The following is a 24,085-nucleotide window of genomic DNA, read 5'->3' on the forward strand; positions in this document are numbered from 1 at the left end:
TTTCGTCAAACACCGGAGGCTCAACCCGCGGGAGCGGCCGCGCGCGCCAACTCGCCCGACGCGGAGCGGACGTGGTCCGCCACCTGTGGCGACACGCCGGCCAGACGCTCGTGGGACGGCGCGGCGGGCCGGGCCGCCGGGCGGTCCTCCGGGCGCAACAGGGACGCGACCAGCTCGTCGGTGCCGCGCGCCAGCGCCGAGACCGCGTCGACCAGGTCGTCCGGCACTCCGGCCACCAGCTCGTCCGCCTCGGCCCGGAGGGCGAGATGGGTGTGGGTGAGGGCGGCTCCCAGAAAGGGCAGCTTGGCCTCGGCCGACGCGAGGATCCGGCGGGTGCGGCGATGGACGAGCGCTACCGAGATCACCTTGGCAAGCTTTCCCGTCTCCTCGGCCACGTCCCGCAGGACGGTCTGTGCCGACTCGAGCCGGGCCGCCGCGTCCCGCGTGATCGGCTGGTCAGCGGCGCGCAGTCCGGCATGGGCGCCGTCGAACGCCTCGCCCAGTTGAGCGCGCAGGACGCCGGTCGCGCGGCGGAGCGCGAGCGGCAGCAGCGGCACGACGGCGGCCCGCACGACGAGCGCGACCCCGGCACCGATCAACGCGTCCAGCCAGCGTTCGTAGAAGATGCCGGAGCTGGCCGACGGATACAGGGCCACGATCAGCACCGCTGTCGTCGTGGCCTGGTTCAGCAGCATCTTGCCGCCGCTGACCAGCAGCGCCAGGCCGGCCGACAACGCCACGACCACCCCGAGCTGGACCGGCCCCCGGCCGATCAGGTGGATCAGCCCATCGGCGAGGACGAGTCCGACGGTGATGCCGGCGATCAGCTCGACCGTCTGCCGCAGTTGCCGACCGATCGACCCGCCGACCACCAGCACCGCGGCCGCCGGCGCGAAGAACGAGTTGGTCTGCCCGAGCAGCATCCCGGCGAGGAACCAGGCCAGCCCGGCCGCGACCCCCAGTTCCAGGACGACCCACCGGTCGATCCAGGTGGAGCGCAGGCGGTCCCGCAGCCAGCCGTCAGCCACGCACCCGGTAGAACGTCCGGACCAGGTCGTCGGCCAGCAGGGACAGCCCGATGCCGAGCAGCCAGGTGTCCTTGGCCAGCACCGTGCCCGCCTCGGTGGGTCGCAGGCTGCCGTCGAGGCGCATGCCGGGTGTCTTCAGGTAGAGACCCACCAGCCCGGCGGCGAACCCGGTCAACGTGAGCCCGGCCAGCCCCTCCGGCACCAGCGGGAACAGCAGCACCGCGCCCACCGTGATCTCCGCCGTCGACAGGAGCTTCGCGAACTTCCGCGGCTCCATCCGGCCCAGGAAGGGGTACGCCGTGGTGGCGAAGCCGTGCATGCCGGTCGCCGCGTCCGCGTCGGCACCCCGCTTGCCCAGCCCGGAGTTGAGCACGAACGCACCCGTCGCCAACCGCAGGGGTGCCTGGTGGGCGAGATCTCGCAACAACAACACGCGTACTCCTCCTTGTGCGCGACAGCGAAAGGGGGATTGCTTGGCGCCTACCCGGTGCCGACGGGTCCAAACGGTCCATCTCTCGTCCACCGGGGCTTAACGCGGCCGGGCTATCCTCACCGGCCAGGTGACCGCGGCACGGAAGGTTGGGCATTGGACGCCATTCCGCGGGTGCTCCGCAACGACTGGTCGACGGTCGCGGTGCCGGAGCTTGCCGGCTGGCAACCGACCCGGTCGGTCAGCGTGGTCATCCCGGCCTACCGGGCGCAGGCGACGCTCGACCTCACGCTGGCCTCGCTGAGCCGCCAGACGTATCCGGCCGACCTGCTCGAGGTGGTCGTCGTCGACGACGGCTCGGAGCCGGCCCTGGAGCTGCCGCCGATCCGGCCGGCCCGCACCAAGCTGGTGCGCGTCGAAAACGGTTGGGGCCGGGCCAACGCGCTGGCCTGGGGCGTCCGGCACAGCACCGGCGAGATCCTGCACTGGCTGGACGCCGACATGGTGGTCTACCCGGAGCACGTCGCGGCGCAGGCCCGCTGGCAGCACGTCCTGCCGTACGCCGTGACGCTGGGCTACAAGCGGTTCGTCGACCCGGAGACGCACGGCCCGTGGCCGGCCGCCGCGGTGGTCGACGACGTCTGGCGGAGCGGCACGCCGGACGGCCTGTTCGGCGGGGCGACCGGCGAGCCGCACAGCTACGTCGAGCGCTACATCAACCAGACCGACCAGCTCCGCACCGCCGACCACCTGGCGTTCCGGATCCACGTCGGCGCCACCGCCGCCCTGCGCCGGGAGCTCTACGAGGCGGCCGGCGGGTTCGACACCGACCTGCGGCTCGGCGAGGACACCGAGTTCGGCTACCGGCTCGCCCAGGCCGGCGCCGTGTTCGTGCCCGAGCCGGCGGCCCGCGCCTGGCATCTCGGCCGGACCCAGGTGATGCGGGCGCGGGAGCAGGTGGCCCGCTACAACCAGGCGTTCTTCGCCGACCGGATCCCGTACCCCCGGCACACCCGGCGGACCGGCGGCACGGTGTGGACCGTACCGCTGGCCGAGGTGGTCATCCCGGTCGGCGACGAGCCGTTGGAGCGGGTCCGGGCGGCGACCGACGCGGTGCTCCGCGGCACCGACCTCGACGTGCGGGTCAACCTGCTCGGCGCGTGGGACGAGCTGGCCGACGCCCGGGTGTCGCCGCTCGCCGACCCGCACCTCGACCTGCGGCTGATCGCCGCCACCTATCGCGGTGAGCCGCGGGTCCGGCTGGTCACCGAGCCGGTGGCGGCGTTCCCGGCGCCCTACCTGCTGGATCTGCCGCCGTCGCACCGGCTCGCCCCGGACACCCTGCGCCACCTCGTGGAGCTGGCCGACCACCACCAGGTCGGGCTCGTCCAGGCCGGCGACGCGCTGCTGTGGCGGACCGCCGCGGTCCGGCGGGCGGAGCAGGTGCGGGCGCCCGGCGAGTCGCTGCGCGACGCGGTCACCGCCGTCCACGGCAGCCGGGCGGAGCCGCCGGCCGCCGTCGGCATCACCGCGCACTGGGAAGGCGCGTCGGGGCGGCGCAAGCGGCCCATGCCGTCCACCCTCGAGGTCGGCGGCGTGCGCTCGCTGGCTCGGGCCACGGTGATGGTCGGCCGGCTCACCGGCCGCCAGCTCAGAGCGCGACTGATTCGCCGGGGCTGACCGACGGCCGGCGGCGCAGCACCAGGTCGCGCAGCCTCGCCCGCAGCTTCGGCGGCAGCAGCCAGATCTGCAGGAACGTGACGTAGTCGAGCACGCCGGGCCGGCCGTGCCGGCGGGCCTCGCGCAGGACCTCGCGGAACACCGCGAAGCTGCCGCTGGCCACCGCCATCGAGCTGATCACGCTGAGCGTGACCGCCGCGTACGCCCGCGGGGTGAACAACGACCGGTTGGCCCGCGACCAGGCGAACATCTTCTCCCACGGCGACGCGAGGCTCAGCCGCGGCCGGTTCTCGTCGGTGTGCCAGACGAGCAGCGCCTCGGGCGCGACGAACAGGTCGACACCGTCCACGGTCAGCGCCCGCAGCGTCCAGTCCAGCTCCTGCAGCCGGGGCAGCCCGACGGTGAACGGCACCTGCCGGAACAGCTCGGTCGGCGCCAGGATCATCGAGGTCTGCACGAAGCCGTCGCCGTGGGTCAGGCCACGCCGGACCGTCAGGTACTCGCTGCGCGGCTCGCCGTGGTCGGGCAGCCGGCGGGGCATGACGACGTCGGCCCGCGGCGTGCGGTTGACCAACCGGCACGTGACGACCGGCAGCGGCACGTTCGCGGCCTTGGCCTCGTCGAGCTGCACGGCCAGCTTGTCCGGCAGCCACTCGTCGTCGTCGTCGAGCATCGCGGTCCAGGGCGCCTGCGCCGCACCGACGCCGGCGTTGCGGGCGTTCGGCGCGCCGCCGCGCCGGGGCAGCACCACGGTCCGCAGGCGGGGGTCGTCCAGGGCCCGCAGCGTCGCGACGGTCTCCTCGTCGGGTCCGTCGACCACCACGATGACCTCGAAGTTGTCGAAGGTCTGGGCCAGGACGCTGCGCACCGCCCGGGTGACCAGGGCCGGCCGCGAACGGGTCGGGATGACGACGCTGACTTCCGGGATGGCCGACATGGAGCGGAAGCTATCGACGCTTCCCTACGGGAAGATGAAGTCGAGGTGGCGTGCGCGCGTAGCGTGGAGTGATGTTGGCGCAACCCGCGCAGGCCCTGACCGACCTGCTCCTCGGTCTGGTCGTGTGCGGGCTGGCGATCGCCCTGCTGCGCCGCCGGGTGGCGCCGACCCACCGTTACTGGGAGTTCGCCCTCGCCTGTCTGGCGGTGTCCGCGCTGGCCGGTTTCGTCCACCACGGGTTCCTCGTCCGGTGGCCGGCGGTGGCGACCGTGAGCTGGACGCTGATCAGCGTCACCGTCGTGCTCGGCATCTCGTACCTACTGGCCGCCACGGTGGAGGAGGTGTTGGGCCCGGGCCACCGGCGGGTCTTCTGGGTGCTCCGGGCGGCCGGGCTCGGCGCGTACCTGGGCCTGGTCATCACCACCGGAGCCGGGGTCGGCGCGCTGGTCCTCTGCGAGTCGATCACCTTCGCCTGCATCGTCGGGCTGTGGTTGTGGGCGGCCCGCCGCCGGCACCCGCTGGCGCTGCCGGTGCTGGTCGCGATCCTGGCCAGCGCCGCGGCGGCCGGCACCAAGGTGATCTCGGACAGCCTCACCGGCGCCGTCTACCTGGACGGTGACTCCCTCTACCACCTGGCCCAGATCATCGGCATCGTGTTGCTGTACCGCGCGGTGTCGATCCGTCGGACCCCCGTTCGTGTAGGGGTCGACGGGCCGGCACGGACGCCGGCCCGAGACGGAGGGCAACCTTGATGAGGCACTACCTGTTGACGGTCCAGCAGCCCGGCGAGGGGCGCCAGCTGCCGCCCGAGCAGCTGGAACCGATCATGAAGGACGTCACGGCGGTCAACGACGAGCTGCGGGCGGCGGGGGCGTGGGTCTTCGCGGGCGGCCTGCACCCGCCGAGCACCGCGACGGTCGTCCGGCTCGACGGCACCGAGCTGGTGACCACCGACGGACCCTATGCGGAGGGCAAGGAGCACGTCGGCGGCCTCACCGTGCTGGCGGCCGAAGACCTCGACGAGGCGCTCGAGTGGGGTCGCCGCTTCGCCCGGGCCACCCGGCTCCCGATCGAGGTACGCCCGTTCCACGGCGACCCGGGGACGCACCTCCCATAGGGCATGATGCCCGTTGTGGCAGAGGTGTCCACGGCGGAGATCGAGCAGGTCTTCCGGTCCGAGTACGGTCGCGCCGTCGCGGTCCTGGTGCGCGTCCTCGGCGACATCGACGCCGCCGAGGACGCGGTCCAGGACGCCTTCACGATCGCGGTGCGCCGCTGGCCGGAGACCGGCCTGCCGCCCAGCCCGGCCGGCTGGATCATCACCACCGCCCGCAACCGCGCGATCGACCACGCCCGCCGGGAGTCGACCCGGGACTCGCGCCAGGCCGAGGCCGCGCGGCTGTTCGCGGCGGCGGAAACCGTCGAGCCGGACCCCGTCGGCGACGACACGCTGCGGCTGATCTTCACCTGCTGCCACCCGGCGCTGGCTCTGCCGGCCCGGGTGGCGCTCACCCTGCGGCTGCTGGGCGGGCTGACCACCGCCGAGATCGCCCGCGCGTTCCTGGTGCCGGAGCCGACCATGGCGCAGCGGCTGGTGCGGGCCAAGGGCAAGATCCGGGACGCCGGCATCCCGTACCGGGTGCCCGCCAAGACCGACCTGCCCGAGCGGCTGCGGGCGGTGCTCGCGGTGGTCTACCTGATCTTCAACGAGGGTTACACCGCGACGTCCGGCGCCGAGCTCACCCGGGAGCCGCTGACCACCGAGGCGATCCGGCTCGGCCGCCTCCTCGCCGACCTGCTGCCGGACGAGCCCGAGGTGGCCGGGCTGCTCGCGCTCATGTTGCTCACCGACGCGCGCCGGGCCGCCAGGACCACGGCCGCGGGCGACCTGGTGCTGCTCGCCGACCAGGACCGGGATCGCTGGGACGCGGCGCTGATCCACGAGGGGCGGGCGATCGTCCGATCCTGCCTGGCGCTCGGCCGGCCAGGCCCGTACCAGATCCAGGCCGCGATCAACGCGGTGCACACGGACGACGGCGACACCGACTGGCGACAGATCGTGCGGCTGTACGACCAGCTGCTGGTGGTCGCGCCGAGCCCGGTGGCGGCGCTGCACCGGGCGGTCGCGGTCGCCGAGGTCGACGGTCCCGGGCCGGCCCTGGCCATCGTCGAGACGCTGGACCTCGACCGGTACCACCTCTACCACTCGGTGCGCGCCGACCTGCTCCGCCGGTTGGGACGCGGCGGCGAGGCGGTCACCGCGTACGACGAGGCGATCGCGCGCACCGACAACGCGGCCGAACGCCGCTTCCTGGAGCGGCGGCGGGCCGCGTCAGCGGGGTAGCAGGCCGGAGACGTCGACCGGGGGGTACGCCGAGACCATCGAGGCGCGGTCCTCGAACACCTTGACCGACGGGTAGCTGGCGCTCAGCCGGTCCTGCCACTTGCGCGGGTGGCCGAGGTAGAGCACGAGCTCCACCGTCTTGACCACGCGCCCGTCCGGTAGCGCGGTGCGGCGGCGCTCGTCGAAGATGTAGCGCGACTCGCCGAGCGCACCGACCAGGTTGGCCTGGGTCGGCATGGCGTACTCGAGCGCGACGATCTGGCTGTGCTGCGCGCGGAAGCCGCGCTCGCCGACCTCGACCCGGCCCCAGGCCTCGACCACGCCGGTGACGACGCAGCCGGGGTGCAGCACCGAACGGGTCGCCAGCTGGTCGTCGTCCGGGCGGTGGCAGGCGTAGATGCCGCAGGCACAGTCGGCGTGCGGCGCGGCGTGGTCGGTCTCGGGGTGGCGGCAGATCGCGCGCATGGGGGAATGCCAGACGTGGTTCTGCGTCACCGCCTTGAGCCGCATGTCGAGGGTGACCTCCCACTGGCGGTACCCGCGAAGCGCGCCGGCCACCAGGGTCGCTGGTCGGTCGGCGCTGAACTGGTCCTGGAAGGGAGACCGCGTCACGTTGTCGCTGGCTCCTTTACGGGCGCCGGCTCGACCGGGGCGGGGATGGCGGGTTCTCCAGGTGCCACGAACGGGTCGCTGTGCAGGGGCGCGAACTCGTATTCGTGCGTCTCCTTGCCAATGTCCATGACGGGCAGAATACAAGGCTTTGAGCTGGGAATTCGCTGGCAGGAGGCGGACTTCCGCCCAAGGCACAGACCACCCAAGTCCGAAATATCCGGAGTGCTAGCGGCGACGGCGCACGAGCTCCCGCAACGACCGCCCGGCCACCTTCGGCGACGGGCGCGCCGCCAGCTCCGTCGGGCCGACCGCCCGGAAGCCCGCGAACGTCGCGATGCCGAGGAAGATCAGCCCGAAGATGTGCGAGACGGCCGGCTCCGCGATCGTCAGCAACACGAACCCGGCGAGCAGGAAGCCGATGCCGGCCTGCGCCGCGTGCTTGCGCCGCTCACGGGTGACCGGCCCACCCGGGACCGGCGGCGGGCCCTGCGCGGCCGGGTCGAACCGCCCCGCCAGGGTGAGCCGGAACAGCAGCACGAGGCTCGGGAAGAGCACCACCGCGCCGACCGCCAGCGACACGATCAGCGCGATCATCGTGGTGTCGTTGGCCGCCGCGTCCTCGATGGTGACCGTGGTCGGCAACAGATAGGGCCGCTGCGCCACCGCCCAGCCGATGATGACCGCGGCCACCGCCAGCGCCGCGCTCAGCCGGGCCGCTGTGAACCGGCGCAGCACGACCAGGGCCATCGACACCAGCCCGGCCACCCCGCTGACCACCACCGGGACCAGCCCCCAACCGGAGGTCAGCCCGTCGAACAACCGCGGCACGTCGGCCCGCACCACGAACAGCCCGCCCACCGCGAGCCCGCCGGCCACGACCCCGGCCAGCAGCGCGCGGCCGCGGAACGACTCGACCAGGTCGGGCTCGCGCAGCCGCTCCGCGTCGGCGGCCAGGAACACCGCGGCCAGGAACGCGCCGGTGGCCACCGCGAGGAAGCCGGCCAGGATCGAGGTCGCGTTGGTCCAGCTGCCCACCTCCGCGCCGAGCGCGTTGCCCGGCGGCACGCGGCCGCTGGCCACCGCACCGATCACGCTGCCGAGCATGTACGGCGTCATGATCGAGGCGGCCGCGAAGGACACGTCGATGTAGCGGCGCTGGCGGGCGTCGGCCGCGTTCTGCAGGGCGTACGACGTCCCGCGCAGGATGATGCCGAGCGCCGCGAGGAAGATCGGGATCGCCAGCGTGGAGAAGATGGCCCCGAACACCGACGGGTACGCCGTCCAGAGCACCGTGATGACCAGGATCAGCCAGACGTGGTTGGCCTCCCACACGGGCGCGTTCGCATGGTGCGCGTGGTCGCGGATCCGCCGCCCGTGCTCGCCGCCGCCCGCCGAGAGCTGCCAGACGCCGGCGCCGAAGTCCGCACCGGCCAGCAGCGTGTAGAGGATCAGGCCGATGACGACGACGGCCGCGGGGATGGTCTGCAGGGCCATGCCGTCACTCGACGTGGCTGAGCGGGTGCACGGTGTCGATCCGGTCGTCGGGCGGCCCGGCCAGCGGCATCCGGGCCAACCGCACCAGGACCCAGCCGACCGCGATCACCAGCCCGAGGTAGACGGCGGCCAGGGCGCCGTAGCCGACGGGGATGCCGGAGGCCCCGGTGACCGCCTCCTCGGTGCGCATGAAGCCGTACACGACCCAGGGTTGCCGCCCGACCTCGGTGGTGATCCAACCGGCCAGCAGCGCCACGACCGAGAGCGGGCCGCACAGCACCACGGCCCGGTAGAACCACGGGCTGGCCGGCAGGGTCCCCTTGCGCCAGCGCAGGTAGAGGAAGAGCACGGCGACCAGCGCCATGATCGACCCGGCGACGACCATGCTCTGGAACGAGTAGCGGACCACGTTGACGGGAGGCTGGTCCGCCAGCGGCACGGTGTCCAGGCCCTGCACGGTCGAGTTGATGTCGTGGAACGCCAGCAACGAGAGCAGCTTCGGTATACCCAGGCCCCAGACCACCTCACCGTTCTGGTACCAGCCGGCGACGTGCAGCGCCGCGCCCTTGGTGGTCTGGCCCAGCCCCTCCATCGCGGCCAGCTTGACCGGCTGGTTCTTCGCCACCTCGCGGGCGGCCCAGTCGCCGACCAGCAACTGCACGGGCGAGGCGACCGCGGCGGCGGTCATCGGCACGGCGAAGGCGGTCCGCTCGTAGCGGCCCCACCGGCCCCGCAGCGCGTAGACCGCGTACGCGGCGGCGACCAGGAAGCCGGTGACGATGAAGCCCGCGACGTACATGTGGACGAACTCGTGCCAGAAGTACGGGTTGCCGAACAGCGCCCGCGCCGCGTTGGACGAGGTGACCCGGCCGTTCTCGAAGGTGAAGCCCTCCGGGTGGTTCATCCACCCGTTGACCGCGATGACCATGAACGAGCCGACGACGCCGGCGACCGCGATCGGCAGGCCGGCCAGGAAGTGCGTGCGCGGCGCGAGGCGGTCCCATCCGTACACGTAGATCCCGATGAAGATGGCTTCCAGGAAGAAGGAGAAGCCCTCGATCGCGAAGCCGAGACCGAACACCTCGCCGAAGGTCGCGGTGAAGTTCGGCCAGAGCAGGCCGAGCTCGAAGCTGAGGATCGTGCCGGTCACCACGCCCGCGGCGAACAGCGCGACCATCACCTTCGACCAGCGGCGCGCGAGGGTCCGATAGAGCTCGTCGCCGGTGCGCAGGTAACGCCACTCGACGAAGAGCACGAGCGCCGGGAACGCGATGCCGAAGCAGACCAGCGGGATGTGCACCACGAACGAGAGGGCCTGCATCTGGCGAGCTTCGAGCAGGTAGTCCTGCGCCAGGATCTCGGTCATCGCCACGTCACGCTACGCGTTGGTAACCGTCCCGCGTGGCCAAACACACAACGTGAGGTCCGATCGGGTTTCCCGCCGATGCCATAGTTGTGCCATGTCGCGGGTGCTGCTGATCGAAGACCATCACACGGTACGGGAGGGTCTGCGGATCGCGCTCACGCGGCAGGGGCACACCGTCGAGGCGTTCGAGACCGGCGAGCAGGCGCTGGCCCACCTGTCGGCCGCGCCCGCCGACGTCGTGGTGCTCGACCTGATGTTGCCGGGCATGGACGGTTTCGAGGTCTGCCGGCGCATCCGGGCCAACCAGGACCTGCCGATCATCATGCTCACCGCCCGCGACGACGACATGGACGTGGTGGCCGGGCTCGAGGCCGGCGCCGACGACTACGTGGTCAAGCCCGTGCAGGCCCGCGTGCTCGAGGCGCGGATCCGCGCGGTGCTGCGGCGCACCAGCGCCCGGGCCGTGGACGCGGTCGCCGTCGCGGTCGCCGAGGAGCGGCACCGCGAGCTGACCATCGACCGGGCCGCCCTGGTGGTCCGCAAAGACGGCGCGACCGTCGGCCTCGCACCGACCGAGCTCCGCCTGCTGCTGGAGCTCTCGGCGACGCCCGGCCGGGTCTACAGCCGCCAGCAGCTCCTCGAGGCGGTCTGGGAACACGGCTACCTGGGCGACTCGCGCCTGGTCGACGCCTGCGTGCAGCGGCTCCGGGCGAAGATCGAGAACGACACCACCGCTCCGGTGTACGTGCAGACGGTGCGCGGGTTCGGATACCGGTTCGGGCCGCTGTGACCGGTTGGGGTCTCGGGCTGCGTGGCCGGCTGCTGCTCGCCTTCGCGATGCTCGGGCTGACCACCACCGCCCTGGTGGCCGGGGTCAGCTACGGCCAGGCGCGCACCGTGGTCCTGCAGAAGGCCCAGGACGCCGCCGTGAACTCGCTGGTCGACGAGGTCACCCGGCTCGCACCGGTCTACCAGCTGCCGCCCGGCCCGAAGCAGCTCAATGCGATCGCGGCCGCCCTCGCCGCGGGCCCGGACGCGGCGGCGGTGGTCTACCGGGACCAGTTCGCCGGGATCCATCCGAGCGAGATCCCCCAGCCGCTGCGCGCGGACGTACGCGAAGGCAACGTGGTCTGGCAACGTTTCTCGTGGGACGGCACGCCGGCCCTCGCCATCGGCACCCAGCTCCTGACCAAGCGGCCGGACGGGCGCACCGAGCCGACCGGCATCGAGGTGTACCGCCTGCACTCGCTCGCCGAGGAGCAGCACAGCATCGACCAGCTCGCCGCGCTGGCCTGGTCGACCGGCGCCGCGTCCCTGGTGCTGGCGGTGCTGCTCGCCCTGCTGGCCGCCCGCGGCGTGCTGCGACCGGTGAGCGAGCTCGGCCGCGCCGCCCGCCGGCTCGGTGAGGGCGACCTTCGCACCCGCGCGACCGTCCGTGGCAGTGACGAGCTGGCCGGGGTGGCGCTGATCTTCAACCAGACCGCCGAGCGGCTGGAGCGGCAGGTGGGCGAGCTGCGCCGGATGGAGGCCGACGCCCGGAGGTTCGTGGCCGACGTGTCGCACGAGCTGCGTACGCCGCTGGCCGCGATGACAGCCGTGACCGACGTGCTCGACGAGGAGGCGGAGCGGCTGCCCGGCGACGCGGGCAAGGCCGCCCGGCTGGTCAGCCAGGAGACGCAGAACCTGGCCCAGCTCGTCGAGGACCTGATCGAGATCAGCCGCTTCGACGCCGGCACGGCGGCGCTGTCCCGCGACGACATCGACGTCGGCGCCGCGATCCGGGCCACGCTGCGCGCCCGGGGCTGGACCGACCGGGTGACGACCACGCTGCCGGACGGGGTGGTCGCGCTGCTGGACCCGCGCCGGCTCGACGTGATCGTGGCCAACCTGGTCGGCAACGCGCTGCGGCACGGCGCCGCACCGGTGACGGTCGACCTGCGGGTGGTCGGCGGCTCGGTCGAGGTGACGGTCGCCGACCACGGTGCCGGCCTCGCGCCCGGCGTGCGGGACCACGTCTTCGACCGGTTCTACAAGGCGGACAGCGCGCGGTCGCGGTCCGAGGGCGCCGGGCTCGGGCTGGCCATCGCGCTGGAGAACGCCCGGCTGCACGGCGGCACCCTGGTCGCCGGCAACCGCGCGCCGCACGGCGCGGTCTTCACCCTGCGCTTTCCGACCGGAGGCATCTCATGAACCGCCTGCTGCTGGCCGTCGGCGCACTGCTGGCCCTCGTGCTGGCCGGCTGCGGCGTCCGGCCCAGCGATGTGATCACCGGCGGCCCGGCACCGGCCAGCACGGTCGAGGGCGTGCGGTTCTACCTGCTCTCCGACGACCAGCCCACGGTCGTGCTCCGCGGGCTCAAGCCGATGAAGCTGGACGACCTGCTGAGCCTGCTGGCCGACGGGCCGACCGAGGCCGAGCGGGCGGCCGGGCTCACCAGCGAGGTCCCGCCCGGGATCGCCCCGGTGAAGGTCGGCACCGCCGGCGACGGCGTGCTCGTGTCCCTGTCCACCGACGTGCGCGGGCTGTCCGTGCTGGCGGTGGTGCAGATCGTCTGCACCATTCAGGGTGTCGCCGGCGCCGCGCCGGTGACGCTGGTCAACGGCGAGCAGCGCCGGGGACCACTGAGCTGCCCCGGCTATCGCTGACCGCGCCCGCGATCAGGATGTCCAGCAGCTCCGGGTAGTCGATGCCGGCCCGCTGCCAGATCTGCGGGTACTGGGACACGGTGGTGAAGCCCGGGAACGTGTTGACCTCGTTGACGACCGGTTCGCTGCCCGGCCCGTCCTCCGGCAGGAAGAAGTCGACCCGGATCAGGCCGCGGCAGCCGAGGGCCCGGAAGGCGCGGACCGCCCGGTCCTGGAGCACCTCGGTGGTGGTCGGGTGCAGGTCGGCCGGGATCTGGAAGCGCGCCCCGCCCGCGTACTTGGCGTCGTAGTCGAAGAAGCCCGCCCCGCTCACCAGGATCTCCAGCGGCGGGCCGGCGACGACCCGGCCGTCCGGGTGCTCCAGCACGGCCACGTCGACCTCGCGGCCGATCACGGCGGGCTCGAGCAGGACCTTCTCGTCGAACATCCGCGCCGCGGCGAGCGCCTCGGGCAGTTGCCACCAGTGGTTTACCCGGGACACGCCCAGGCTTGACCCGGCCCGGGCCGGCTTGACGAACACCGGCAGGCCGAGCCGCTCCTGGTCGGTTGGCGTGAGATGTTCGCCTTTTCGCAGGGTGACGCCGCCGGCTACGCGCAGGCCGTCGGCCGCGAGCAGGGTCTTGGTGACCGCCTTGTCCATGCCGGCGGCACTGGCCAGCACCCCGTTGCCGACGTACGGCACGCCGAGCCACTCGAGCATGGCCTGCACGGTGCCGTCCTCGCCGTACGGGCCGTGCAGGGCGGGAAAGACGACGTCCTGGTCTTTGAGCACGTCGAGCGCGTTCGCGAAGGTGACCGGCACCTGGTCGACGTGCCACTGGCCGTCGCGGCCGATCAACACCTCGGTCACGGCGTACGCGTCGCCCAGGTTGGCGATGATGCTCTGCGCCGACTTGCGGGACACCTCGTGCTCCCCGCTGCGCCCACCGAACAGCACGGCGATCCTCATGCGGCCACCCCCAGATAACGGCGGGCGACCCGTGGGCCGATCCCGGTGAGCAGGTCGTTCGGGTTGGTGCCGGCCCAGCGGGCCCACTCGGCCACGGTCGGCTCGTCCGGCCCCGGGCCGAAGATGGTGACCGGGTCGCCCAGCCGCACGGGCCGGTCGCCGACGTCGACCACGCACTGGTCCATCGTGATCCGCCCGACGATCGGGCACCGGGCGCCGCCGACCCAGACCTCGGCGCGACCCTGGGCCGCCCGCGGGATCCCGTCGGCGAAGCCGACCGGCACCAGGGCCAGCGTGGTCGGTTCGGCCGTCACGTGGTCCGGGCCGTAGGAGACGCCCGTGCCGGCCGGGACGCGCTTGAGGTTGACCACGGAGGACCGCAGGGTCATGGCCGGGCGCAGGCCTGTTCCCGCACCGGCGACCGGCTCGACGCCGTAGAGGGCCAGCCCGATCCGGGCGATGTCGAACCGGGTCGCGGGCGCGGTCAGCGCACCGGCGGAGTTGGCCAGATGCAGCAGCACCGGGTCGAGCTTGGCTGCGCGGGCCACCCGGACGGCGGTCCGGAACGCGGTCACCTGCCGCCGGACCAGCGGCGAGCCCGGCTGGTCAGCGTCCGCGAGATGCGACCAGACACCCCGGACCTTGACGCTGCCAGCCATCTCGTACGCCCTGGCCAGCGCGACGAGGTCGGCCCAGTCGGTGCCACGCGCGCCGTTGCGGGACAGGCCGGTGTCGACCTTGAGCTGCACCATCGCGGTCGTTCTCAGGCGCGCGGCGCCCGCCGCCGCGGCTCGCAGGTGCGTCATGGTCGAGATGCCCAGGTCGACGCCGGCCGCGAGCAGCGGGCCGAAGTCGTCGTCGGGGTGGTGCAGCCAGCTCAGGACCGGCGCGCTGATGCCGCCCGCCCGCAGGGCCAGCGCCTCGGCGGCCGAGGTGACCCCGAGCCAGGTGGCGCCACCGGCGAGCGCGGCCCGGGCGACGGGCACGGCGCCGTGACCGAAACCGTCGGCCTTGACCACGGCCATCAGGTCCGTCCCGGTCACCTCGGCGATCGCCCGCGCGTTGGCGGTGACGGCGTCCAGGTCGATCTCGGCTTCGGCGAGCGCCCGGATCGCCGGGGCGTCGGGCGGCGCCGCACCGCGCGAGGTGGTCGGATGGCTGATCACCCGCAGCACGGTGCCAGCGCGATGTCCGGGACCCATCCCCGGAATGTCACGAGCCCGTAATAACCGAGGTCAGCCGCCTGTCACGCGCATCACCCCACCCCGGGGGTGCTGAGTTCTCAGCTCACGCGGCGGGGCGGCGGGCCGGGGAGTCGGCCGGGATGGCGCAGGCGGCGGTGCCGCCGGGTAGGCGGTGGCGGTTGCGGGCCACCCAGCGGTAGGCCGGCCACGCCAGCGCGGTCACCGGCCGCAGGGCCAGGGCCCGGCCCGCGAGCCGCCACACCGGGCCGCTGGAGCGCAACAGGTCGGCGATCGCCACGGGGCCGGCCGAGGTCGGGCCGGTCGTCGGGACCCACTGCACGGCCTCGACGCACTGCGCGCGGGTCAGGCCCAGGGCGTCGAGGTCGGCGAACTGCCACGGGATGACGGTCGCGCCGGTGTGGATGCGGCGTTCGATGAACCGCGCGCACATGGTGCAGAACGCGCAGTCACCGTCGTACACGAACGTCTCGGTCATGCTCGTCGACCTCCGCCCGCCTCGGCACCCACCGGATCAAGCGTAGCCACGGCCGGCCGCGGTCGCGTTCGCCGGCGGAGCCATTCGATCGGTCGCACGCGCTCCAGCGGCAGGAACGAGGTCATCGCGATCAGGTGCGGCGCGAACGAGATCGAGATGGTGGCGAACGACAGCAGGTGGAACGAGTAGAAGAAGCCGATCGCGGCGTAGCGGTAGCGGCCGCGCAGTGCGAACACCAGCGGGCTGAGCGCCTCGAAGGTGACCATGCCGATCTGGGCCGCGATCATCAGATACGGAACGCTGGCGATCAGGTCCGCGAACTCCGAGCCCCGCCGGATGAATGCCCGGGCCAGCACCGAGCCGGTCATCCAGCCGAGCCCGCCGAACCGGATCTTCGCCCAGGCCGCGAGGAAGTAGGTGGCGACCACCGCGATCTGGATCATCCGCAGCGCCCAGCCGGCCGCCTCGCTGCGCTCCCCGTCGCCGTGCCGGGCGCGGCCGACGGTCGGCAGCACGGCCAGCGCGATCAGGAACGCGAACCGGTCGTGGTCGACCTTGCCGTAGCTCATCGCGATGATCAGCCACTCGAAGTAGAACCCGAAGACGAGCCAGCCGAGCAGCCGCGGGAAGCGGCCGGTCGCGGCGAGCGGTGCCAGCACCAGCAGCGCCCAGAACACCACGTTGACCAGCGTCACGGTCGGCGCCGGCAGGTGCAGCACGCGGCCGATCCACAGTGGCTGGTAGAGGTCGGTCGGCACGTCGCCCCGGGTGCGCACCCAGGAGCTGTAGACCAGCAAATCGAAGACGACGAAGAGGTACGTCAGCGTGCGCAGCGCGGCGACCCGGCCACGCGGGACCGCCTCGAACAGCCAGGCCCTCATGCCGGCCGCTGCCAGACCGCGCGCACGTCGTCGTGCCATTTGCCCGTCGCGCTGCTGCGTTTGATCTCGTGCAGCCGGACGATCAGCGCCACCTTGTCGAGCGGTGGCGCGCCGGGGTTCAGCCCCTGGTAGCCGTCCGCGATCCGGGCGAGCCGGCTGGGGTCGGCCACGTAGGCGCCCTCCTGGCCTTCGATCTCGGCCCGGCGCACGCCCGCGTTGCGCTCGTTGAGCACGAACGCACGCCCGGTGCGGTCGGTGCCCTCGACGCGGGTGTCGGGCGCCGGCTCGTTGGGGCCGTTGACGCCCGCGTACATGCTGAACGGGCCGAACGGGAACTTGTCGTCCTGGCCCCACAGGGTGCCGGCCAGCAGCAGCGCTACACCAAGGGCCGCCGCGACGACCCGCGTGACGCGGCCGGTCGCCGTCAGTTCCGCCATTGTCCACCCCCGTACGTGCCGGCCATGAAGATAGCCCACGTCAGCCCGCGAGATGCCCCCAGCGCGGCGCGAGGTCCTGCCACGGCCCGCTCGCCGCGACCGTGCCGTCGGTCAGCACGACGACGTGGTCGGCCTGGGCGAGCGCGGCCTGCTTCGATGTCGAGCCGATCACCGTGACGCCGGTCGACCGCAGCGCCCGCCAGAGGTCGAGCTCGGTCGTCACGTCCAGCGCCGAGGAGACGTCGTCGGCGATCAGCAGCTCGGTGCGCGGAGCCAACGCCCGGGCCAGCGCCAGCCGTTGCAGCTGGCCACCGGACAGTCGGGTGCCCTTGTGCCCGATCAGCAGGCCGAGCCCGCCGCCGGCCGCCGCGAGGTCGTGCGAGAGCTGGGCGATGGTCACCGCCTTCTCCGCGTCGACCTGGTGGCCGAGCTCGATGTTGTCGGCGACCGTGCCGGACAGCACGCGCGGCAACTGGCCGACGTAGCCGACCTGGTTCGGGCGCAGGAACAGCTCGGGCTCGGTGACCGCCTCCTCGTTCCAGCGCAGCAGGCCGCCGTGGTGCACGATGCCGGCCATCGCCCGCAGCAGCGACGACTTGCCGGCGCCGACCGGGCCGACCACCAGCACGAGCTGGCCGCGGCGGAGGGTCAGGTCGACGTCGCGTACGCCGATCGTGCCGTCCTCGTGCACCGCGGAGAAGCCGCGCAGCTCCAGCTCGCGCAACGGAGTGCGAGGTGCGGCCACGGGCGCCGGCGCGATGCCGAGCGAGATGTCGACGCCCGGCACCTCGGCCGAGTAGTCCGGTTGCCCGGCCATCGCCGCGGTGCGCCGGGTCCAGACCCGCGCCGACGGCAGTTGGGCGACCAGCGAGGCGGTGGTCCAGGCGAACCACCGGGCCGCGCCGAGGGTGGCCACCGTTACCAGCGCGGCGCCGCCGGAGAGCCCGCCGCCCAGGTAGAGCGCCCAGGCACCGATCGGCAGCAGGCCGCTGACCATCGACGGTGTCGACCGGGCCAGCACCTGGGTGGAGATCTCGCGGCGCTGCTTGTCGCTGCGCACGAAGTCGAGGTGGGCCAGGTGGGCGAGCACCGGCTCGCTGGCGCCGGCCAGCTTGACCGTGCGGGCCGCCGAGAGACTGGAGACCAGCGCGGTGGCGAACGCGGCCCGGGCGGCCACGGTGCTGCGCGCCAACCGCTCCAGCCGACCGCCGAACGCGGTCGCCACGAGGCCGGAGATCAGCACGGTGGCCAGGAAGAACCCGGCCGGCACCAGGGACTGGGAGACCAGCGTCATCGAGACGAGCAGGAACACGCAGATGGTCTGGTCGACCAGGTGGTCGGCCATCAGCACGACGCGCTCGGTGTCGCCGGCCTGCGCGACCACCTCGGCCGGGGTGTGCTTGCTGACCCGGCGCGGGCCGGTCTGGCCGTGCAGCAGCCGCAGACTGATCCGCAGCATCTGCCGGACCCACCATTCCGGGTACCAGACGGAGCTCACGTACGGCATCGGCAGGTAGACCAGTAGGCCGGCGATGATGCCGACGGTCGGCCAGAACACGCCGCCGCTGCCGTCGACCAGGCTCGCCCAGAGGTAGGGCAGCACCGAGCCGTCGAGCCCGAGCAGCGTCATGCCGCAGAAGATGACCAGGCCGGCGATGCCGTACCGCGGGTCGTTGGTCATCAGCCGCAGGATCTCGCGCAGCGTGCCGGGCCGCTTGGGCTCGGCGACCGGCGGCGGGTCGGCCTTGGGCGGCACGGTCTGCGCGGCCCGCACGCTCGTTTGGTGCGGGGCGACATCGGCCGGGCCGGTCTCGTCGCCGAGCACGAGGTCGTGTTCGTCGGGCCGGTCGGCGAGCGCCACGCCGCCGATGCTGACGCCGCGGCTGCGGGCCATCAGCGCCGCGAACCGCTCGGACTCGCGGAGCGGGCCGGCCTCGAGCACCGCGCCGTCGGCCAGCACGATCACCTCGTCACACCGGCGCACCGAGGAGAGCCGGTGCGCGATGACGATGCCGATGCGGTCGCGGAGCAGGCGCTGGGTGGCTTGCTGCACGCGCCCCTCGGTGACGGGGTCGAGCCGTGCCGTGGCCTCGTCGAGGATCACCACGTGCGGGTCCCGCACGAGGATCCGCGCGAACGCGACGAGCTGCTCCTGGCCCGCGGACAGCACGTTGCCGCCCTCGCCGAGGCGGGTCTCCAGCCCGTCGGGCAGCTCCGCGACCCAGGTCGACAGGCCGAGCTCGGCGAGCGCGGTGCCGGCCCGGCCGATCAGCTCGGGGTCGAAGAGCGCCACGTTCTCGGCGAGCGTGCCGGCGAGGATCTCGGTGCGCTGCGGCACGATCGCGACCCACCGGCGCAACCCTTCGAGGTCGATGTCGACCAGGTCGGTGTCACCGAGCCGGACGGTGCCGCGCGGCACGTCGACCGAGCGGGTCAGCACCTTGGCGAGCGTCGACTTGCCGGATCCGGTGCGACCGACCACGGCGTACGAGCGGCCGCGCACGAAGCTCAGGTCGACGTCCCGCAGCGCGGCCGGGCGCCCGCTCGCCTCCGCCGCCGGGTAACGGAAGGTCAGCCCCCGCACGGAGATGTCGGCGTCGGGCGGCGGCGCGCCGCCCACGGGCTCCTGCGCCGAGCCCTTGAGCAGGAGCACCCGGCCCCAGGCGCCGAGCGCGTTCTGCAGCTCGGGAACCATCCGGCTCATGTGCTCGACCACGCCGGCGAACCCGATGACCAGCAGCCAGATCGCGGTGAGCCGGGAGCCGTCGATGCGCCCGGTGGTCAGCGCCCACACCCCACCGACGACGGCGATCGCGACACCGACCCGCATGACGCCGACGGCCATCGTGGTGACCTTGGCGGACAGCCGCCAGACGACCCGGCCGAGCCGCAGCACCTCGCGCGACCGGGCGGCGAACAGGCGCAGCACGTACGGCCGGGCCAGGCTCGTGCGTACGTCGTCCTGGCCGTGAATGGATTCCTCCATCACCGCGGCCAGGTCGGACCAGGCTTCCTCCTCGGCCATCCGGGCGGGCGCGATCGACTGGGTCGGCTTGGCCAACCAGAGCACCAGGATCGTGGCCAGCACGACCATGCCGACGCCCGCCGGCCACCAGACGACCAGAGCGGTGACCACCGAGACGAGGCCGATGGCCACGGACTGCACGACCCGGATGCCGCTGCCGCGCAGATCGCCGCCGATCTGGTAGACGTCGTTGTCGATCCGGTCGAGCAGCTCACCGACCGGCGTCGACTCCAGCTTTGGAATGTCCTGCCCGAGCGCGACCCGACACAGCCGCCGCCGCACGTCGGCTGTCCAGTCGGCGCTGACCCGCGCCATCAGCAACCCGGTGGCGGTGTCACTGAACACGGCGGCGGTGAGCGCGATCGCCAACGCCACGAAAGCGGTCATCGAGTGGTCGACGAGCACGGGCCCGGCCAAAGCCGCGGCCAAGGCCATCCCGACCGCGTTGACCAACACGAGAACCGCTACGACGGCGGTGCGTAGCGGTGCGGTCGACCAAAGGTCGCGAAACAACGGCATCGGCGTGCGTCCCCCGGGATTGGCGAACCTCCAGACTGCGCCGGAATCCCCGATCCCTCAACGCATTTAGGGGGTCAGCCGATGGTGGCGAGCGATGACCAGGAACACCGTCAAGGTCCGTCGTACGCGCCGCTCGGACAACGCGAGCCGCGGCAGGACGTGGTCGAGCGGGGCCCGGGAGGTGCCGTCCACCCAGGTGTGCTTGCCGAGCCTCCGCATGCCGTCGGCGACCTCGACGACGCCAGCTACGACGACTTCCGTGTCCGCATCGACGATCTTCTCGAACTCACGCGGGTTGCCGCCTCCCGGCTCTGCGACGGTCGTACGCGACATCGCCTCGTGCCCGCTGAGCAGGTCTCGTTCGGCCAGCTCCGGGGTGATCCATACCCGGCTGTCACCTTCGCCGTAGACATGTAGGTCGCCGCCCTGGCTGCTGTCCGTGACCAGCTCCTCCCATTCGGAGCTGTGTTGGACGAGCGTTTGTACCTCGACCTGCCATCCGACGCAGGTCAGTCCCGACAACGGCGCCTCCGTCGGCGGGCCGGTCGCGGTGCGGCCGGCCACGACCACCGCCGTGAGCGGTTCGACGTCCACCAGTTGGCCGACGGTGAGCATCGGTCGGGCCGCGATCCGCGACCGCCGAAGGCGAAACCAGAGGACCACGGCGGCGGAGATCGCCGCCCCGCACCAGGCGAGCACGATGAGGACGGTCACTGTCTCAGCATCGCCGGGCCGGGCAAGCCGGGCCGCCGACCCGGCTCACAACACCGGCTCAGCATCGCCGGGGCCGGCCGAGCCGGACCGCCCGCTCGGCGGCACGGCGCACGGCACTGGCTCTGCATCGCCGGGGCCGGCCGAGCCGGGCCGCCCGTTCGGCGGCCCGGCTCGCGGCGGGGTGTCACGTGCCGGGCACCGGGAAGGCGACCGGGCTGCGGTGGCCGTCGCAGTCGTAGGCGCGGACGCCGAAGAAGACGTTGTCCTTCGACAGGTCGATGGTCGCGCCCGCGACGTTGCCCGCGTCGATGACGTGGGTCCAGTCGTCCTCGCGGGTCTCGCGCCACACGATCTCGTAGCCGGCCAGGTCCGGCTCGGTGCCCGCCTGCCAGCGCAGTTGGGTGTCGTTGGTCAGGTTCGTCGTCACGATGACGACGCCCTTGGGTGTGCCGGGGGCCTGGGACAGCGACCAGACCGTGGCCAGGTTGACCTTGGCCACCCGGGCGATGAAGTCGAAGTCGCAGAACTCCGGCAGGTCGCCGAACTGGACCCCGTTCTCGACGCGGACGTCCTGGTGCTGGTGGGCGAAGATCTCGTTGGGCTCGGTGAACCGGCCCGCCGGGTAGCCGCGTTCCAGGAACGAGATGTGGTCGCTGCCGCGCAGGTAGCGGTCGCGCCGCCAGATCACGCGGACGTGCATGTCGGTCTCGTCGTTGTCGGCCACCGCGTCGACGAAGCGGGCCAGTTGCCGGCTCGCGGAGTCGTTCTCACCGCCGACCGAGCGTCGGGTGTTGCCCTGGCCGGGTGTTTCAGAGGTGGGTACGCCCTCGGCGAACAACCGGACCGTGCGGGGCTCGCGGGTGCCGTCGTCGGCCCGGCTGGAACCCACGATGTCGTTGGAGAACATGCCCTGGATGTCGGTGTTGGCGTCCTTCATCGCCTGAGCCATGTAGATGGAGCCGTACAGGCCCTGCTCCTCGCCCGCCACCGCGCCCAGCACGAGGGTCGACTCGAGCGGCCGGCCGGCGAGCACGCGTGCCAGCTCCAACAGGATCGCCACTCCGGACGCGTCGTCGTCGGCGCCCGGTGAGTCGTCGGTGAAGTTCATGACGTCGGAGATCCGCGAGTCGTAGTGCCCGGTCAGCACATAGACCCGCTCGGGCGTAACGGTGCCGCGCAGTGTGGCGATCACGTTGGTGAGCACCGTCGGGGTCGGAATGCGGGGCGACACCGGCTGCGTGAACGACTGCTTCTCCACGGTCATCCGGCCGCCGGACCGCGCGGCGATCAGCGAGAACTGGTCGAACAGCCAGTCGCGGGCCGCGCCGATGCCACGCACCGGGTCGGTCTGCGTCGACAGCGTGTGCCGGGTGCCGAACGCGGCCAGCCGGCGCACGTCGGCCTCGATGCGGTCGGCATCGACCTCGCGGAGCGCGCGACGCAGCGCCGCGCTCGGACGTTGTGCGTTGATCCGGCGACCCGGACCGTTGACCGGCGGGTCACTCCACCGACCGTCGGCCCGCGCGGGTGCCGCGCCAACCAACGGAACGGCCGCCGCAGCGGTGACGGCGGATGCGGACAAGAACGCCCGGCGGGTGGCCGTGGGTCGCTCCTGGCTTTCACGGTTGTCTCCCATTCCAGAAATCATCGTCGTCGATCGATGCCATGTAAACCGCTTCGCGGCCCCGGCCCAGCACCAGTGATCAACAGGGATCGTGTTGAATGCCGGCCATGTCACTGACGATCGGACCGGCGTTCACCATTCCCGGGTATACCACTGTGGACCCGCCTGACTACGACAGCGAGCGCGAGGCGACCGTGTACGCCGCCGACCCCGTGCTGGGCCACCCGGCCTTCTGGTCGCACTACCTCGCCGGGCCGCTCGGCGCGGACCGGGAGTCGGACGCCGCCTTCGAGGTCGCGGCAGCCGACTACCAGGAGCTGACTGCCGTGCTGAACGACCCGGACCGTTGGCCGGCGGTGTCGGTGCGGCTCGACGGGGACGCCCGCCTCCACATCGTGTACCGCAACTTCGACGAGGACGAAGGACTCGACTTCGTCGAAGAGCGACCGGGCCAGCCGGTAACGGTGTTCACCCCGGACCAGAGTGCCGAACCTTCCACGATGACCTGGGCGAAGCTACTCGTCACGGCCGACCTGCCGGACGAGCGGCTCACCTGGGCGCAGCGCTTCATCCTGTTGTTGCCGATGCTCTACCCGCAGGAGCTACCCCCTGACGCCGGAGAAGTAATGGACCGTGCGCTGGCCGGAATCGGAGCCAGGAACCGAGCGCCCGTGGTGGCCGCCCTGCTCGACTCGCTGGACCAGCGGGCCTAAAGCGGTCTCACAACTGAGACCGGGCGGCGGAGGGCCGCGCGGGGCGTCGCCGCGCGTCGACCCCAGCTATGAAACGCGCCTCAGGGGCTGTCTCGAGGTGCTGACCGCGCGGCGGGCCCCACCTCGAGCCCGACCCTAGAAGCGCTCGACCAGATGCTCGCGCCCCGGCGGTGGGTCGTAGGGCTCCGGCCAGAACTCTGTGATCGTCGTGATCAGCCCCTCCTCGTCGAACTCGAAGAACGTCAGTGCCTCCGCCGGCTCGCCGTCGGTGCGGAAGTGGCACCAGGTCGTCGCCTGGCGTCCCTCGCCGACCACCCGGTGCACGGTCAGGTGCCAATCACCCGGATATTCCACATTGAACTGCAGGTAGGCCGCCTTGCCGCGGATGCGCTCCCGGCTCTGCGGCAGCTCGTAGACCACGTCGTCGGCCAGCAATGCCCCGAACGCCGACCAGTCTCGGGCCTCCGCCGCGGCCCAGAAAGCCAGAGCGGTGCCGGCGGTCATGACTGGCTCCGGGTGAACTCCGCGACCCAGTTGGGCTCCCACGTCGCCCCCTTGTCGACGGAGAACGCCTGCTCCCAGCGGCACGACGACGCCGTGATGTCGGACCACGTGAAGCGCACGGTGATCGGGCGTCCTTCGTAGTCTTCCTCGGCGGTGAACACCCCCACCCCGGAGTCGAACCGCCCGACCACCGGCGGTAGGGACAACCCGGTGCGGCTGTTGGCCCAGTAGAGCGACCACTCGTCCCGGGCCGCGTCGTAGAGCCGCATGGTCACCCCGCCGAAGCCCTGCGACGGGAACCTCACCTCGTCGATGTTGCCCGCGCCGTCGAGCACGCTCCAGCAAACGCTGAAACCCTCGAACTCGTACCACTCGGTGCTGCCGGACAGGACCGACCGCAACCGTCGCTGCCGCGACGTCCAGGTGCCCACGAAGAAATCGAAGTCGTTTCCCATGGCCGGACGCTAACGCGCCCCTACGACAAAAACTCACGAGCGACCGGC

25 protein-coding genes are annotated in these 24,085 nt (G+C 72.5%); 8 read left to right on the top strand and 17 right to left on the bottom strand.

The annotated features are described in order from the left end of the window. Positions 1-20: 20 nt before the first annotated feature. Together CHC05_RS08670 and CHC05_RS08675 are read right to left on the bottom strand one after the other, a co-directional pair. Positions 21-1,028, bottom strand: a complete 1,008-nt coding sequence (locus tag CHC05_RS08670; RefSeq protein WP_089246589.1) for an FUSC family protein — start codon at positions 1,026-1,028, stop codon at positions 21-23. Then, positions 1,021-1,461 (bottom strand): hypothetical protein, encoded by a 441-nt coding sequence (locus tag CHC05_RS08675; protein ID WP_089247463.1) that lies wholly within the window; start codon positions 1,459-1,461, stop codon positions 1,021-1,023. The genes CHC05_RS08670 and CHC05_RS08675 overlap by 8 nt, the downstream gene beginning before the upstream one ends. A 153-nt stretch (positions 1,462-1,614) precedes the next feature. On the opposite strand from CHC05_RS08675, the gene CHC05_RS08680 reads away from it, so the two are divergent. Beyond that, positions 1,615-3,138, top strand: a complete 1,524-nt coding sequence (locus CHC05_RS08680; protein WP_179266101.1) for a glycosyltransferase family 2 protein — start codon at positions 1,615-1,617, stop codon at positions 3,136-3,138. Here the strand turns inward: CHC05_RS08680 and CHC05_RS08685 are convergent. Beyond that, positions 3,110-4,075, bottom strand: a complete 966-nt coding sequence (locus tag CHC05_RS08685) for a glycosyltransferase family 2 protein (protein WP_089246593.1) — start codon at positions 4,073-4,075, stop codon at positions 3,110-3,112. The two genes, CHC05_RS08680 and CHC05_RS08685, sit on opposite strands and share 29 nt — an antisense overlap. 71 nt (positions 4,076-4,146) lie before the next feature. Here CHC05_RS08685 and CHC05_RS08690 point away from each other — a divergent pair, with 71 nt between their 5' ends. Genes CHC05_RS08690 through CHC05_RS08700 form a run of 3 tightly spaced genes read left to right on the top strand, consistent with a single transcriptional unit; the run spans position 4,147 to position 6,419 of the window. Then, entirely contained in the window at positions 4,147-4,827 is a 681-nt protein-coding gene (locus CHC05_RS08690; protein WP_089246595.1) for a DUF6962 family protein, read from the top strand. Next, on the top strand, positions 4,827-5,192 hold the full coding sequence (locus tag CHC05_RS08695) for a YciI family protein (RefSeq protein WP_089246597.1): 366 nt from the start codon (positions 4,827-4,829) through the stop codon (positions 5,190-5,192). Before CHC05_RS08690 ends, CHC05_RS08695 begins: the two co-directional genes overlap by 1 nt. Before the next feature lie 6 nt (positions 5,193-5,198). Then, positions 5,199-6,419, top strand: a complete 1,221-nt coding sequence (locus tag CHC05_RS08700; RefSeq protein WP_089247465.1) for an RNA polymerase sigma factor — start codon at positions 5,199-5,201, stop codon at positions 6,417-6,419. On the opposite strand, the gene CHC05_RS08705 is transcribed toward CHC05_RS08700, so the two are convergent. The 4 genes from CHC05_RS08705 to CHC05_RS08715 all read right to left on the bottom strand — a co-directional run bounded on the left by CHC05_RS08705 (position 6,408) and on the right by CHC05_RS08715 (position 9,891). Beyond that, positions 6,408-7,031, bottom strand: coding sequence for a hypothetical protein (locus CHC05_RS08705; protein ID WP_089246599.1), 624 nt, complete (start codon positions 7,029-7,031; stop codon positions 6,408-6,410). The two genes, CHC05_RS08700 and CHC05_RS08705, sit on opposite strands and share 12 nt — an antisense overlap. Further along, positions 7,028-7,159, bottom strand: a complete 132-nt coding sequence (locus CHC05_RS43005) for a hypothetical protein (protein ID WP_281257656.1) — start codon at positions 7,157-7,159, stop codon at positions 7,028-7,030. Before CHC05_RS43005 ends, CHC05_RS08705 begins: the two co-directional genes overlap by 4 nt. A 97-nt stretch (positions 7,160-7,256) precedes the next feature. Continuing rightward, the gene (locus CHC05_RS08710) at positions 7,257-8,525 is read right to left on the bottom strand and encodes a cytochrome d ubiquinol oxidase subunit II (protein ID WP_089246601.1); all 1,269 of its coding nucleotides are present in this window, start codon (positions 8,523-8,525) and stop codon (positions 7,257-7,259) included. A gap of 4 nt (positions 8,526-8,529) precedes the next feature. After that, the gene (locus CHC05_RS08715) at positions 8,530-9,891 is read right to left on the bottom strand and encodes a cytochrome ubiquinol oxidase subunit I (protein ID WP_089246603.1); all 1,362 of its coding nucleotides are present in this window, start codon (positions 9,889-9,891) and stop codon (positions 8,530-8,532) included. Positions 9,892-9,985: 94 nt separating this feature from the next. Between CHC05_RS08715 and CHC05_RS08720 the strand changes: the two genes are divergently transcribed. The 3 genes from CHC05_RS08720 to CHC05_RS08730 are packed head-to-tail and all read left to right on the top strand — an operon-like array spanning position 9,986 to position 12,536. After that, positions 9,986-10,681, top strand: a complete 696-nt coding sequence (locus tag CHC05_RS08720; RefSeq protein ID WP_089246605.1) for a response regulator transcription factor — start codon at positions 9,986-9,988, stop codon at positions 10,679-10,681. After that, positions 10,678-12,081 carry a sensor histidine kinase gene (locus CHC05_RS08725; RefSeq protein WP_245870721.1) on the top strand — a complete coding sequence of 468 codons (1,404 nt, stop codon included), beginning with the start codon at positions 10,678-10,680 and terminating at the stop codon, positions 12,079-12,081. Before CHC05_RS08720 ends, CHC05_RS08725 begins: the two co-directional genes overlap by 4 nt. Continuing rightward, positions 12,078-12,536, top strand: coding sequence for a GerMN domain-containing protein (locus CHC05_RS08730; RefSeq protein WP_089246607.1), 459 nt, complete (start codon positions 12,078-12,080; stop codon positions 12,534-12,536). Before CHC05_RS08725 ends, CHC05_RS08730 begins: the two co-directional genes overlap by 4 nt. Here CHC05_RS08730 and CHC05_RS08735 read toward each other — a convergent pair. From CHC05_RS08735 to CHC05_RS08770, 8 genes are all read right to left on the bottom strand, one after another. After that, on the bottom strand, positions 12,487-13,485 hold the full coding sequence (locus CHC05_RS08735) for a D-alanine--D-alanine ligase family protein (protein WP_089246609.1): 999 nt from the start codon (positions 13,483-13,485) through the stop codon (positions 12,487-12,489). The two genes, CHC05_RS08730 and CHC05_RS08735, sit on opposite strands and share 50 nt — an antisense overlap. Beyond that, the gene (alr, locus tag CHC05_RS08740) at positions 13,482-14,687 is read right to left on the bottom strand and encodes an alanine racemase (RefSeq protein WP_089246611.1); all 1,206 of its coding nucleotides are present in this window, start codon (positions 14,685-14,687) and stop codon (positions 13,482-13,484) included. The genes CHC05_RS08735 and alr overlap by 4 nt, the downstream gene beginning before the upstream one ends. Before the next feature lie 85 nt (positions 14,688-14,772). Beyond that, positions 14,773-15,165 (bottom strand): thiol-disulfide oxidoreductase DCC family protein, encoded by a 393-nt coding sequence (locus CHC05_RS08745; protein WP_089246613.1) that lies wholly within the window; start codon positions 15,163-15,165, stop codon positions 14,773-14,775. Further along, on the bottom strand, positions 15,162-16,046 hold the full coding sequence (locus CHC05_RS08750; RefSeq protein ID WP_245870722.1) for an MFS transporter permease: 885 nt from the start codon (positions 16,044-16,046) through the stop codon (positions 15,162-15,164). The genes CHC05_RS08745 and CHC05_RS08750 overlap by 4 nt, the downstream gene beginning before the upstream one ends. Continuing rightward, positions 16,043-16,483, bottom strand: coding sequence for a hypothetical protein (locus CHC05_RS08755; protein ID WP_089246615.1), 441 nt, complete (start codon positions 16,481-16,483; stop codon positions 16,043-16,045). Before CHC05_RS08755 ends, CHC05_RS08750 begins: the two co-directional genes overlap by 4 nt. A 40-nt stretch (positions 16,484-16,523) precedes the next feature. After that, positions 16,524-20,027 carry an ATP-binding cassette domain-containing protein gene (locus CHC05_RS08760; RefSeq protein ID WP_089246617.1) on the bottom strand — a complete coding sequence of 1,168 codons (3,504 nt, stop codon included), beginning with the start codon at positions 20,025-20,027 and terminating at the stop codon, positions 16,524-16,526. A 66-nt stretch (positions 20,028-20,093) separates the two neighbouring features. Continuing rightward, positions 20,094-20,741: a hypothetical protein gene (locus CHC05_RS08765; protein WP_089246619.1), complete on the bottom strand. Its 648-nt coding sequence runs from the start codon at positions 20,739-20,741 to the stop codon at positions 20,094-20,096. A 184-nt stretch (positions 20,742-20,925) separates the two neighbouring features. Continuing rightward, on the bottom strand, positions 20,926-22,377 hold the full coding sequence (locus tag CHC05_RS08770; RefSeq protein ID WP_089246621.1) for a M28 family peptidase: 1,452 nt from the start codon (positions 22,375-22,377) through the stop codon (positions 20,926-20,928). A gap of 95 nt (positions 22,378-22,472) precedes the next feature. Between CHC05_RS08770 and CHC05_RS08775 the strand changes: the two genes are divergently transcribed. Next, positions 22,473-23,078, top strand: a complete 606-nt coding sequence (locus CHC05_RS08775; RefSeq protein ID WP_089246623.1) for a hypothetical protein — start codon at positions 22,473-22,475, stop codon at positions 23,076-23,078. A 135-nt stretch (positions 23,079-23,213) separates the two neighbouring features. Here CHC05_RS08775 and CHC05_RS08780 read toward each other — a convergent pair whose 3' ends face one another. Together CHC05_RS08780 and CHC05_RS08785 are read right to left on the bottom strand one after the other, a co-directional pair. Beyond that, positions 23,214-23,582, bottom strand: coding sequence for a nuclear transport factor 2 family protein (locus CHC05_RS08780; protein WP_089246625.1), 369 nt, complete (start codon positions 23,580-23,582; stop codon positions 23,214-23,216). Next, positions 23,579-24,037: a hypothetical protein gene (locus CHC05_RS08785; protein ID WP_089246627.1), complete on the bottom strand. Its 459-nt coding sequence runs from the start codon at positions 24,035-24,037 to the stop codon at positions 23,579-23,581. Before CHC05_RS08785 ends, CHC05_RS08780 begins: the two co-directional genes overlap by 4 nt. Between the last annotated feature and the right edge of the window lie 48 nt (positions 24,038-24,085).

It is taken from the genome of Asanoa hainanensis, assembly GCF_900188485.1.
In the GTDB taxonomy this organism is placed as follows: domain Bacteria; phylum Actinomycetota; class Actinomycetes; order Mycobacteriales; family Micromonosporaceae; genus Asanoa; species Asanoa hainanensis.